At 68.1% G+C, this 11941-nt stretch carries 12 protein-coding genes; 7 read left to right on the top strand and 5 right to left on the bottom strand.

Annotation, left to right across the window (positions count from 1 at the left end):
• The first annotated feature begins 23 nt into the window (after positions 1–23).
• The 3 genes from Ahu01nite_RS00060 (at position 24) to Ahu01nite_RS00050 (ending at position 2795) form a co-directional block, all read left to right on the top strand.
• Positions 24–1034, top strand: coding sequence for a glycosyltransferase (locus Ahu01nite_RS00060; protein WP_203834234.1), 1011 nt, complete (start codon positions 24–26; stop codon positions 1032–1034).
• Between the two features lie 136 nt (positions 1035–1170).
• On the top strand, positions 1171–1779 hold the full coding sequence (locus Ahu01nite_RS00055) for a DUF6932 family protein (protein ID WP_438874742.1): 609 nt from the start codon (positions 1171–1173) through the stop codon (positions 1777–1779).
• The gene (locus tag Ahu01nite_RS00050; RefSeq protein WP_203834232.1) at positions 1776–2795 is read left to right on the top strand and encodes a hypothetical protein; all 1020 of its coding nucleotides are present in this window, start codon (positions 1776–1778) and stop codon (positions 2793–2795) included. Before Ahu01nite_RS00055 ends, Ahu01nite_RS00050 begins: the two co-directional genes overlap by 4 nt.
• 39 nt (positions 2796–2834) lie before the next feature.
• Here Ahu01nite_RS00050 and Ahu01nite_RS00045 read toward each other — a convergent pair whose 3' ends face one another.
• Positions 2835–3488, bottom strand: coding sequence for a TetR/AcrR family transcriptional regulator (locus Ahu01nite_RS00045; protein WP_203834231.1), 654 nt, complete (start codon positions 3486–3488; stop codon positions 2835–2837).
• A 120-nt stretch (positions 3489–3608) separates the two neighbouring features.
• On the opposite strand from Ahu01nite_RS00045, the gene Ahu01nite_RS00040 reads away from it, so the two are divergent.
• Complete coding sequence (locus tag Ahu01nite_RS00040; protein WP_203834230.1) at positions 3609–4748, top strand: sensor histidine kinase; 1140 nt, start codon at positions 3609–3611, stop codon at positions 4746–4748.
• On the opposite strand, the gene Ahu01nite_RS00035 is transcribed toward Ahu01nite_RS00040, so the two are convergent.
• Positions 4635–6641 (bottom strand): putative bifunctional diguanylate cyclase/phosphodiesterase, encoded by a 2007-nt coding sequence (locus tag Ahu01nite_RS00035; protein WP_203834229.1) that lies wholly within the window; start codon positions 6639–6641, stop codon positions 4635–4637. The genes Ahu01nite_RS00040 and Ahu01nite_RS00035 overlap by 114 nt on opposite strands.
• Before the next feature lie 76 nt (positions 6642–6717).
• Positions 6718–7989 (bottom strand): extracellular solute-binding protein, encoded by a 1272-nt coding sequence (locus Ahu01nite_RS00030; RefSeq protein ID WP_203834228.1) that lies wholly within the window; start codon positions 7987–7989, stop codon positions 6718–6720.
• Between the two features lie 87 nt (positions 7990–8076).
• Here Ahu01nite_RS00030 and Ahu01nite_RS00025 point away from each other — a divergent pair, with 87 nt between their 5' ends.
• Positions 8077–8934 (top strand): helix-turn-helix transcriptional regulator, encoded by an 858-nt coding sequence (locus Ahu01nite_RS00025; protein WP_203834227.1) that lies wholly within the window; start codon positions 8077–8079, stop codon positions 8932–8934.
• Here Ahu01nite_RS00025 and Ahu01nite_RS00020 read toward each other — a convergent pair.
• Entirely contained in the window at positions 8906–9673 is a 768-nt protein-coding gene (locus Ahu01nite_RS00020; RefSeq protein WP_203834226.1) for an SIR2 family NAD-dependent protein deacylase, read from the bottom strand. The genes Ahu01nite_RS00025 and Ahu01nite_RS00020 overlap by 29 nt on opposite strands.
• Positions 9674–9706: 33 nt before the next feature.
• Positions 9707–10564, bottom strand: coding sequence for an aldo/keto reductase family oxidoreductase (locus Ahu01nite_RS00015; protein ID WP_203834225.1), 858 nt, complete (start codon positions 10562–10564; stop codon positions 9707–9709).
• A 116-nt stretch (positions 10565–10680) separates the two neighbouring features.
• Between Ahu01nite_RS00015 and Ahu01nite_RS00010 the strand changes: the two genes are divergently transcribed.
• Both Ahu01nite_RS00010 and Ahu01nite_RS00005 read left to right on the top strand, forming a co-directional pair.
• Positions 10681–11106 carry a winged helix-turn-helix transcriptional regulator gene (locus Ahu01nite_RS00010; RefSeq protein ID WP_203834224.1) on the top strand — a complete coding sequence of 142 codons (426 nt, stop codon included), beginning with the start codon at positions 10681–10683 and terminating at the stop codon, positions 11104–11106.
• 49 nt (positions 11107–11155) lie between these two features.
• A complete protein-coding gene (locus Ahu01nite_RS00005; RefSeq protein ID WP_203834223.1) occupies positions 11156–11755 on the top strand; it encodes a helix-turn-helix domain-containing protein in 600 nt (199 codons plus the stop codon).
• The last annotated feature ends 186 nt before the right edge of the window (positions 11756–11941 follow it).

The raw sequence follows: 11941 nt of genomic DNA, 5'->3' as shown, positions 1-11941 counted from the left end.
AGCAACCCGCCGAACAGGAAAAGGTGACCGGATTGCTCCTCGCTGCTGTCGTGATCGTCCGGGACGAGGCGGAGATGCTCCCCGCCTGTCTGAAATCGCTCACCGGTGTGGCGGATGTGATCCGTGTGCACGACACCGGTTCGCAGGACGGCACGCCCGAGATCGCCGCCCGCCACGGTGCCGTGGTCACCCACGGTGCATGGACCGACGACTTCGCCGCCGCCCGCAACGAGGCCGTCCGGGACGAGACCGCCGAGTGGGTGCTCGCCCTCGACGCCGACCACCGGGTGACCGCGGACCCCGGCCGGCTGCGCGAACTGCTTAACACCACCCGCGACGTGCTGCGGGTCGAGGTCGACGACGCGCATCACGCCAGCCCGTACCGACAGTTCGAAACCCGGCTCTACCGGCCGCGGGCCGTGCAATGGTCGGGCCGAGTTCATGAGCGACTGGTACGCCCGGACGGGACCCCGCCCCCGAAAGCGAAACTCCCCGCCGACGTCATCCAACTCCGCCACCTGGGCCACGCGACCCACGCCGACCGCATCCGCCGCGCCGAACGCAACCTCGCCCTCGCCCAGCGCACCCTCGACGAACTAGCCGCCCAGGGCCCAGCAGCCGATCGCAAGCGCATCGCCCGAACCCTGCTCGAAATCGGCCGCGACTGCGCCGCAGCCGAACACAAACAACAGGCCGTCGACACGTACGAAACGTTGCGCGAACTGTTCCCGCAAACACCCGAATGGACGCAGGCCACCGACGGCCTGGCCCGGATCCTGCTGGCAAACGGCTACGACAAAGCCTGCCTCGTCCTGGTCGAGCAGTTACGACTGGCCGGCGTGCTCCCCGCGTACTGTGACTGGCTGGCAGCGCAAGCAATCGCCCAGCTCGGCGACCCCCACCTGGCCGCCGAAATGCTCACCGGCATCACCGACGTAGTCGACACCGCCGGCCGCCGCGGCGACCCAGCCGCCCTCCACGAGGTCCGCACCCTCGTCAACCGCTTGCGCACCCTGACCCCCGCCTCCAGCTGACCGCTGCGTGACATCCGGAATGACCCGGGCCGGAGGTTCATCACGTCACGTGCCGGTTTGATGCCGGGCTTCTCACCGCAACGGCACCCGCAAGCGCCTGGAGACACTCGCCGGAGGTAGCGAAACGAGTGCTTCTGTGGCGCCGGCCGGCGCGGCGATAGGATCGCTTGGCCGACGAGGTAGAGACGAGGTATCGGGCCACTTGAACTGCTTGCCAGATTTTGACCCGGATACTGGTTTTCTTCCGCCGGGTCGCTATTCAGCCTCCTTGGACGACCTGTATGCGAGGTTCGTGCGAACTACCGGCTCCACCGCACGGGAGGAAATCTGGGGAGAATGGGATTCTCACCGCTCTGCGGTGGGAGCGCTGGCGGGGGAGATCACGCGCATGTGGGTCGCGGGTAGTTTCGTCAGCAGGAAGGCGGAACCAAGCGACGTGGATGTGACCTACCTGCTACGAGCCGAGGCCTTCGATCGTCTGGACGCGGAGACGCTGGCGTATCTTGACGACCTGACCCTGCGGGGTTGGTGCGTGGAACGCGGCATGAGGGTCGATTCCTACTTGGTCCGGCTTCCCGAGAACCGGCCGGTGTCACAGATGGTTACGAGCCTGTTCACCCATGCCGATGCTGCGTCGTTCAGAGATGTCGGCCTGTATGACGAAGTGTGGCAGCGGGTCAAGCCGATCGCCGCGAACGGCGATCCGGGCTCGCTGCGCCGGGGATACGTGGAGGTGCTGCTGTGACACCGATCGTTCCTATGCCTGATTCGCCTGACCGAGATTCCGTTCGCGAGTGGATGGCGCAGTTGCGCAGTGTGCTTCCGAACGAGAATCGAGGATCCGCGAGAGGACCGTCGGCAGGTTCGTTGGTGCTGGGGTCGTCAGCGACTCCGGAAGAATTTGCCAATGTTCAGCGGAGCCGGCTCTTGAACGTTGTTGACGATCATTCGGATCGGAACGGCAGGAGACGTATCGAGGTTGCCCTTACCGGCGAAGTGACATCCGGTCACTTCGTGTCGGTATCGACGCTGGGATCTTTCCTGACGAACCTTCAGGAGTCGATTTCGGCTGTGGCGCAAGCGCTGTCAGGGCGCCCGACGAATTCTGCCGCCATTCCCCGCGAAATTCGTGATGCTACTGCACTCAGCGCTGTGGCCACCTTTCCGTCGTCGTTCGGAGTGGCGATGTATGGGCCTTCCACCGATCAGGAAGAAAGCGGCTTGTTCGCAGACTGGGTCGGAGAATTTCGGACAATCCTTGATGAAGCTGTCGATCGGGTCTTGAATATTGTCGACCTTTCCGAAGGTGCGGGCCTGTCCGATGAGCTGCTGACTGAACAACTCGCACCACTCGGGCCGCGGTCGATGAAGCATATCGGCGCTTTGACTGCAGGGCTCAGTAGCGCAGGGGTCGGTATGCGGGTCGCGTGGTATGCCCGGGGGGCGCAGGGCAGGCGTAGTAGTTGGAGCGCGCGAGGTGTTCAGCGGGTTCGGGATCTCTGCGAACACAGTGAATTCGCTGAAGCAGAGCGGGTAACTGTGGTGGGCCTACTCGGCTCGGCCAGTGCATTCCGCAGCAAGGTCGAAATTAGAACCGATGGCGGCGAGATTGTTCAAGGCAGCACGAGCGAGGAACTTTCGAGTCACCTGGAAAGGTACTTCAACAAACGAGTTGAAGCCGTCATCGAGGTGACCAGGGTTAGATTCTCCGGCGGCCGGGAGCGAACTATCAGCCATGTCCTTGAATTGCGCAATGTCTGACCTGGGTGACTGCGACCAGAAACGTGGATGAAGACCCGGTCAGCGGGTGACCGGGGCGAGGAGTATGCCGGTCAGGGCGTCGGTCAGGGCGGTTGCGGTTGCGGTCCAGACCTCGGCCGGATCGCCGCCGGAGCCGGCCTGGTCGGCGAGGAGGCGTTCCTGTTCGGCGCAGGTGTGGACGAGGAGGTTGCGCAGCATCGGCATCCGGGTCGCTCGGACGTCTGGCGGCAGGTCCGGGAGGCAGTGGAAGAGGTTGTCCACGACCGTGGCGATGGTGTCCGTGCCGAGGGCCTGGTCGACGATGACGGCTCGGTGCTGGGGGTCGGTCATGACCTGGGCGGCGAAGCGGGCGTACCAGGTGGGGTGGCCGAGGGTGGCCAGGTGGTCGGTGATGGGCTGGACCAGGCAGGTGACCCAGTCGCGGGGGTTCTGGCTGCCGTCGTAGCGAAAGGCCAGTTGGCGGCGGATCTGTTCCATCGGCTCGAGGTGGCGGCGGACGATGGCGCCGATCAGGTCGGTTTTCGTGCCGAAGTGGTAGCCGACGGCGGCGTTGTTGCCCTGGCCGGCGGCCTCGCTGACCTGGCGGTTGGAGACGGTGAAGAGGCCCTGTTCGGCGAAGAGGCGCTCGGCTGCGGTCAGGATCTGCTCGCGGGTGTGCCCGGCCCGGTCCTTGGTGGCGCGATTTTCGCTCATGACACCCCCACGCTGCTGAAACTCCGCGAACGATACCGCGCCCGGTGGACGACGCGGGCCACGGCGGGCGACGAGGATAAGAGCATGAGGGGTACGCGGGGATGGCCGCTGACCGGCGGTGTGCTGATCGCGATGCTGGTGACGGCGTCGTTGCGCTACGGCTATCAGGATTTTCCGGGGGCGGGGCTGCTCGCGGCGACGTTGTTTGCCTGGCTGCCGCTCGTGGTGCGTACGAGGTGGCCGCTGCCGGTGCTGGTGGCCGTGGTGGTGATCGAGTCCGTGCACCTGGTGGTGCTGCCGGGCATCGACGACGTCGTCCACGTGGGGACGAACATCGGGGCGTACCAGCCGACGCCGCTCGCGACGATGATTGCCGCGTGGACCGTGGCGAGCCGGCTGCCGCGGGTCACGGGCTGGGTGGCCGGGTTGAGTGCCGCAACCGTGTTGTTGCTGGTCAGCCTGGTCGCGAAGCCGTTGGAGCTGCTCGCGACGGACATGGTGATGTTCAACCTGGTGGTGATCGCGACCGGGGTCGGCGTGCTGGTCGCGACCCGGCGGGACCGGGCGGAGCGGATCGAACGGGAGCGTGACGAGGATGCCCGGCAGCAGGTGGTCGCCGAGCGGCTGCGGATCGCCCGGGATCTGCACGATGTGCTCGCGCATCATCTGACGCTCGTGAACGCGCAGGCCGGAGTCGCCAATTACCTGTTGCGCACCGATCCAGGCAAGGCGGCGACGGCCCTGTCGAACATCAGCGAGCACACCGGTAAGGCCCTGGACGAGCTGCGCGCGACGGTGGGGCTGTTGCGGCAGGCGGACGACCCTGAGCGCGACGCGATGGAGCCGGTGCCCGGAATGGATCGGCTGCAGGACCTGATCGTGCAGATGCGCGCAGCCGGGGCGGCGATCGCCGTGCACGTCACCGGTCAGGCGCGCGTTCTCGTGCCGGCTGCGGATCTGGCTGCGTACAGAATCGTGCAGGAAGCTCTGACGAACGCGGCCAAACATGCCCACGGAGCTGTGGTGACCGTGGAATTGCGCTGGTCGGATCGCGACCTGCTCCTGCGCGTGGAGAACGGGCCGGGCCGCTCGAATGGACAGAGCTCCGGTGGTCACGGCCTGGTGGGGATGCGCGAACGCGCACGCTCATGCGGCGGTGAACTGACCACCCATGTGCGCCCCGACGGAGGCTTCGTCGTCAGCGCCGTGATTCCCAACCTCGCGAGAATGGGCCCAGGCGCGGAAGTCGTCGGCGGGTAGGGGGCGGGAGATCAGGTAGCCCTGGGCGATCTCGCAGCCGAGTTCCTGCGCGATCGCGTACGTCTCCCGGTCCTCGACGCCCTCGACCACGACGTCGAGTTCCAGGGCGTGGGCGAGCTCGATGATCGCGCCGATGATGGCGCGGCCGCTCGGGGTGGTGGTCAGTTTGGTGGTGAACTGCCGGTCGATCTTCAGCTCGTCCAGCGGCATGGTCTGCAGGTAGCTCATCGATGAGTAACCGGTGCCGAAGTCGTCGATCGACAGTTTGATGCCGAGCGCGCGCAGCTCGCTCAGGACCGCCGTGGCCCGGGCCGGGTCGGCGATCATCGCGCTCTCGGTGATCTCGATGGTCAGGTCGGCGGCGTCGGCGCCGAAACGGTCGAGCAGCCTGGCGACCCGGGCGGGCAGGCCGAGGTCGAGCAGGCAGGCCGCGCCGACGTTCACGGCGATCGGCAGCGTCAGCCCGTCCGCGCGCCACCTTGTCTGCTGGTCGAGGGCGGCGGTCAGGACGGCGTCGGTGAGCGGGTTCATCAGCCCGCTCTGCTCGGCGGCCGGGATGAACGTGTCCGGGGTGAGCAGGCCGCGGGTGGGGTGGCGCCAGCGGACCAGGGACTCCGCGCCGCAGAGCCGGCCGTCGGACATGCGTACCTTGGGCTGGTAGTAGAGCTCCAGTTCGCCGACCTCGATGGCGCGGCGCAGCTCCCCGACGACGGAGAGCCGTTCGAAGCTGTGCTCGTCGGCGTCCGGGTCGTAGTAGCTGATGCCGAGGTGGCCGCGCTTGGCGGCGTACATGGCGACGTCGGCGTGCTGCAGCAGCGACGCGGCGGTGGTGCTGGAGTGCGGGTAGAGCGCGGCGCCGAGGCTGGCGCTGACGTCCACCGGGACGCCGTCGAGGTCGGCCACGCCGTTGAGGCCGGCCAGCACCCGGTCACCGATTGCGATCAGGTCCTCGGCGGAGGCGACTCCGGGGAGCAGGACGGCGAATTCGTCGCCGCCGAGCCGGGCGACCAGGCTCTCCTTGCGGACGGACGCGGCGAGCCGCCGCGCGACCTCTTGCAGCAGCAGGTCCCCGGCGTGGTGCCCGAGGGTGTCGTTGACCTCCTTGAAGCGGTTGAGGTCGAGCAGGAAGAAGCCGACGCCCTCACCCGTACGGTCGGCGGCGGTGATCTCCGCCTGGACGCGTTCGGTGAGCAGTTCGCGGTTGGCGATGCCGGTCAGCCCGTCGTGCGAGGCGCGGTAGCTGTTCTCGGCGGCCTGCCGTTCGGTGCTGTTCTGATAGGTGAGCAGCACGAACGCGCAGGCCAGGACGAGGACGAGGTCGACGGCGATGATGACCTCGACGGCGTGCAGCAGGCGCCGTCCGTCCGTTTGGCTGGCCGCCAGCACCTCGCTGATCTCGCGGTCGTTGCGCGTGACGTTCTCGGCGGCGAGCTTGCGCAGTGTGGTGGCGCTCTTGGCGGCCTGGGCCAGGTCCGCCTCCACCGGGGCGCTGTAGATCGTCCGATCGGAGTTGACGAGGTTGCGCAGGGTGTAGCTGTAGCCGTCGTAGGTGTTCTGCAGTGCCTGCGCGCGCGGCGAGTCGGTGCTGCCGCCGTGGGCGTAGAGCCAGCGCAGGTCACCCGCCGCGGAGCCGATGACCGCGGTCAGCCGCATCTGGTTGGATTCGCTCTCGACCTGCAGGTAATCGGTGAGTACGTCGTACTCGTCGCCGATGTGCAGGTTGGCGCTGCCCCAGTGCTGGCTGACCAGCTGGCGTTCGGCGACCGTCGTGGCGGTGCGGGCGGCGCTCTGGTTGCTCACCACGGCGAGCCCGGCGAGCAGGGCGAGGCCCAGCAGCAGAGCAGCGATGGCGCAGCGGGCGACGGCCCGGCGCTTCATCCACTGCAACGACATCTGCTCTCCCGACTCTCTCCTCCTGCTGGTTGATCGGTTCGGAGCAGCCCGGTCTGAGAATTACCCTAGGTAGTTGCTAGTTGACGCCTTGTGAAACCGCGTAGGTGCGGGCGGCGGTCACCGCTGCCGACCAGCCCTGGTCGCCGGTCCTGCCGCCCTTCTCCACCACGTCCAGTTCCTTCAGATAAAGCTTCTCGATGCCCGCGTCGGAGGGAGCCTCGTAGGCGCGTTGCAGCTTCTCGGCCGACGCCCCGAACACCCCGACCGTCACCTGGCCACCGAAATAGGTGTCCGGTTCGGTCAGGGCAGACATCGTGTACGCCGCCGGCGCGGCCGGGAACAGCGCCGCATCGGTGAAATTGCGCGCCTGGTTGTCCACCGACAGCAGCCACTTGATGATCTCGAACGACAGCTCGTGGCCGGCGCCCGCCGCCGGGATCGCCAGGAACGACCCGCCGGTGTTGGCGCCGGCGGCCGGCCCCGCGGCCACCCGCCACAGCCCGATCTGGGCAGGCGCGTCCTCCTCGATGTCCGCCGAGTGCCACGCCGCACCGGTCTCGGTCGCCAGCTTGCCCGCCGTCAGTGCCGCGGCCCAGGCCTCGTGCTCGTCGGGCGAGATCCCGGCGCTCAGCCCCCGCTCGATCAGTTCCACGGCGATCTTCCAGGCGTCGCGTACGTGCTGCTGGTCCCCGATGAAGTGGTTGCTCTCGTCGACGAAGCGCTGCCGGGCCTGCCCGATCGCCGTGGAGAAGATCTCGGCGCCGTTGCGCAGCCAGTGCACGCCGGGCAGCGCCTTGTGCAGCTTCTCCCCGGCATCCAGGTACTTCTCCCACGTCGGCATGAGCGCGGTCACCGCATCCGGCTCCGTCGGCAACCCCGCCCGGCCGAAGATGTCGGAGCGGTAGAACATCGCGGTCGGGCCGATGTCGATGGGCAGGCCGATCTGCTGCCCGTCGATGGTGCTGCCCTGCTGCATCTTCCAGGGCAGATACGTGCCGGCGAGGTCCTGGGCGCCGAGGCTGTTCAGATCCACGAACCGGTCGGCCCGGGGCAGCAGCGAGGCGATGTCCTCGCCCTTGATCCCGGCGATCGCCGGTACGCCGGAGCCCTTCTCCAGCGGCGGCCACATCTGGGACAGGTAGTCACCGGTGAAGATGGCCGGGCGCAGGTCGGTGCGGGAGGCGTACGTGGTGACCGCGTCAGCGACGACCTTCTCGCTCAGGCCGCCCGGCCAGCACCACAGCGCGCTGACGGCCTTCGAGCCGGCCGGCTCGCCGGAGCAGGCGGCACCCAGCCCGGCCAACGACACCGCGGCGCCCGCACGCAGCAGCGCCCGACGACTGACCACGCCTCGAACCTAAGTGACAACACCGGCGCCCCGGGGGGTAACACCAGAACCTCTCACCTGCCCGCGGCCCTGCTTACGCTGGGGGACGTGGACAACCGCTCGGAGACACGTACGTTTCTCAGCTCGCGCCGTGCCCGGCTCACCCCGGAGCGGGCCGGGCTGCCCGCCTGGGGCACCAACCGCAGGGTGACCGGTCTGCGCCGGGGCGAGGTCGCGATGCTGGCCGGGGTCAGCGTCGAGTACTACACCCGCCTCGAGCGCGGCAACCTCAGCGGCGTCTCCGACAGCGTGCTCGACGCCGTCGCCCGCGCGCTGCAGCTCGACGAGACAGAGCACGCGCACCTGCTCGACCTGGCCCGCACCGCGAACACCACACCCGGGCGGGTGCGGCGGCGGCCCGCGCAGTCCGGCGTACGCCCCGGGGTGATCCGCATTCTGGAATCGATGGGCGTGCCTGCGTACGTGCGCAACAACCGCTTCGACGTGCTCGCCGCCAACCCGCTGGGCAGGGCGCTCTACGCCGAGGTCTGGGCCGCCGCAACCGGCGTGCCGAACACCGCCCGCTCCGCGTTCCTCGACCCCCGCGCCCGCCAGTTCTGGGTCGACTGGGAACGCATCGCCCGCGACTGCGCCGGGGCGCTGCGCATCCAGGCCGGCAAGAACCCGTACGACCGGGAGCTCTCCAACCTCATCGGCGAGCTCTCCACCCGCAGCGACGAGTTCCGCACCTGGTGGGCCGAGCACGACGTGCATGTGCACAGCCATGGCGTGAAGCGGCTGCGGCACGCCGTGATCGGCACCCTCGACCTGTCGTTCGAGGCCATGGAGCTGCCCGAGGGCCTGACCCTGATCGCCTACAGCGCCGAGCCGGGCACCCCGTCGGCGGACGCGCTGAAACTGCTCGAGAGCTGGTCGGTCACCGAGCAGCCGTCGACGGCAGGCTGAGCACCAGCTCCGGCAGCACCTCGGCGGCCGGGCCGCGCAGGTTGACCGTGCAGATGTCGTCCAGCGGCGTCGGCATCGGGTTGACCTGGATGACCGGCGCCCCGAACCGCGCCGCGACCTGCGGAATCTCGGCAGCCGGGTAGACCACCCCCGACGTGCCGACGGTGATCAGCAGATCGCAGTCGGCCGCCGCCGCGACGGCCGCCTCCAGCGCGTCCACCGGCAGGGCCTCCCCGAACCACACCACGCCCGGGCGCACCGGCGCGCCGCAGTGCTCGCATGCCGGCGGTGTGAGGCGCCGGCCGTCCGCGGGCTCGTCGCCGGGACCCTCCGGCGGCGTCGCTGGCTTGGCGCAGGACGAGCAGCGCGGCGCGTACAGGCTGCCGTGCAGGTGGATGGGGGACACGGAGCCGGCCTGCTCGTGCAGCGCGTCGACGTTCTGCGTGACCACCACCGTGCCCGGGATCGCCGCCTCGATCTTCGCGATCGCGGTGTGCCCCGCGTTCGGGCGGGCGCGGCCCACGATGGTGCGGCGCCACTCGTACCAGCCGTAGACCAGCGCCGGGTCTGCTGCGAACGCCTCCGGGGTCGCCAGCGCCTGCGCGTCGAACCGCGCCCAGAGCCCGGTGAGGGCATCCCGGAACGTGGGGATGCCGCTCTCCGCGGAGACGCCCGCGCCGGTGAAGACGACAACCTTGCGGGCCTTCAGGAGCAGGTCAGCTGCTTCGCGTACGGTCACCAGCCCATTGTCCGTACGCCGTCCAACGGTTTGTCAGTTGCCGATCTTGTCCAGCTCCGCCAGATCGTCGGCGCTCAGCGACAGCCCCGCGCCGGCGATGTTCTCCCGCAGATGCGTCACGGACGACGTGCCGGGGATCAACAGGATGTTCGGCGAGCGCTGCAACAGCCACGCCAGCGCGACCGACATCGGCGTCGCCTCCAGCCGGGCCGCCACCGCCGACAACGCCTCGGACTGCAACGGGCTGAAACCGCCGAGCGGGAAGAACGGAACGTACGCGACACCCTGCGCGGCCAGCTTGTCGATCAACTCGTCATCGTGCCGGAACGCCAGGTTGTACATGTTCTGCACGCACACGATCGGCGCGATGGCCTGCGTCTCGGCGATCTGGTCGACCGTCGCGTTGCTGACGCCCAGGTGCCGGATCAGGCCCTCGCGCTGCAGGTCGGCGAGCGTCCCGAACGCTTCGGCAACCGATTCGGGCTGGGGTCCCTCGGCGTTACCCAGCCGCAGGTTGACCAGGTCGAGCGTCTCCAGGCCCAGGCCCTTGAGGTTGCTCTCGATCGAGCGGCGCAGACTTTCGGGATCCCGTGCCGGCGGCCAGCCCCCCTTCTCGTCACGGTTCGCGCCGACCTTCGTGACGACGTGCAGAGCCTCCGGGTACGGATGCAGGGCTTCACGGATCAGCTCGTTCGTGACGTGGGGACCGTACGCGTCGCTGGTGTCGATGTGGGTGATGCCTTGCGCGACCGCCTCCCGCAGGACGGCCAGCGCCCCATCGCGATCAGCGGGCGGGCCCATCACCCAGGGGCCGGCGAGCTGCATCGCGCCGTAGCCGAAGCGGGTGACGCTCAGATCGCCCAGTGTCCAGGTGCCGCCGGGAAGGGACATTGTCGTACCTCTTTCGCTCTGATGGGTTCCTGCTTCACTATCCTTAGGTAACTTCCTGACGGGAAGTAGGCACCTGGGAGTGCGTTAGGTACCCAGGATTTTTGGGGGAGTGGTTGATGGCGACTCTGACGGCGGCCGAGAAGAAGGCACAGGCCAAGGCTGAGTACGACGCGTTCCTGGCAGTGTGTCCGAGCCGCAAGCTGCTCGACCGGATCTCGGACAAATGGGTAACGCTGATCCTGGCCGCGCTCGGTAGCGGCCCGGGGTGCGCCGGTGAGCCGCAGGCGATGCGTTACTCCGAGCTGGCGCGGCTGCTGGCCGGGGTCAGTCAGAAGATGCTCACGCAGACGCTGCGCGCTCTGGAGCGTGACGGTCTTGTCGCCCGCACCGCGGTGCCTACCGTGCCCGTCACTGTGTCGTATGAGCTGACTGATCTCGGGTTGTCGCTGTTCCAGCTGGTACGCGGCATCAAGGGCTGGGCCGAGAACCACATGGACGACGTCCTCGCCCACCGCACGGCGTACGACGACGCCCCCGCATGACCTCATCGGCGAAGGCAGCGTTGGGTAACGGCCGGCGACGCCATCCGCGATGGTGTCGGTGATGATGACGCGGCGTTCCAGGATCTACGCGCCACTCACCGCGCCGAAGCCGGCTGTCTCGGCCCTTTACCTGTCCGAGAACGAGCGCACCACCATCGCCGATGAGCACCTGGCCGGCAGCTCGATCCGGGTGATCGCCGCACTTCTGGACCGGGCTCCGTCCACGATCAGCCAAGAGATCAACCGCGACAGCGATCCGGTCACTACCATCCCTTCGCCGCCCACCAGCGTGCGGCGCCCGCCGCCCACGACCGAAGCCGGCGAAGCTGCGAACCAACGCGGAGTTGCGCAGCCTGGTCCAAGAGTTGCTGGATCAACGGTGGAGCCGGAGCAGATCTGGCGGACCCTGCCGTGGCAGCATCCTGACCGGCCGGAGCCGCGGCTAACGGCGGAAACGAGCTACCAGGCGTTATGTCGACCTGACCGCGGCGGTCTGACGCGTAGTAACTTACCGCTGCTGCGCACCGGTCGTACCTATCGCAAGCGTCGTCGCAGCCGCGAGCAGCGGACACCGCGCTTCACCGACCGCTCGAAGAGCATTCATGATCGGCCCGCCACCGCTGACGACCGTTTACTGATCTGCCGATGACAACAAGACGGCCAACGAACTCGTGGCGCGGTCAGCACGAGGATCGCCTCCGGGGATCCATCCGCCACCACTTTACGGCTATCCGAATACTCGCTATCTGCCATTCGAATGTGTGTGATCCCCCTCAACCCGGCAATGGCACACCCGTCCTTCCGATCATGGAACTCGCTGAGAATAATCAAGGAA

The organism is Winogradskya humida, from assembly GCF_016862215.1.
Taxonomy (GTDB): domain Bacteria; phylum Actinomycetota; class Actinomycetes; order Mycobacteriales; family Micromonosporaceae; genus Actinoplanes; species Actinoplanes humidus.
The sequence above is the reverse complement of the archived record's forward strand: the minus strand, read 5'-3'. Positions and strand labels throughout refer to the sequence as shown.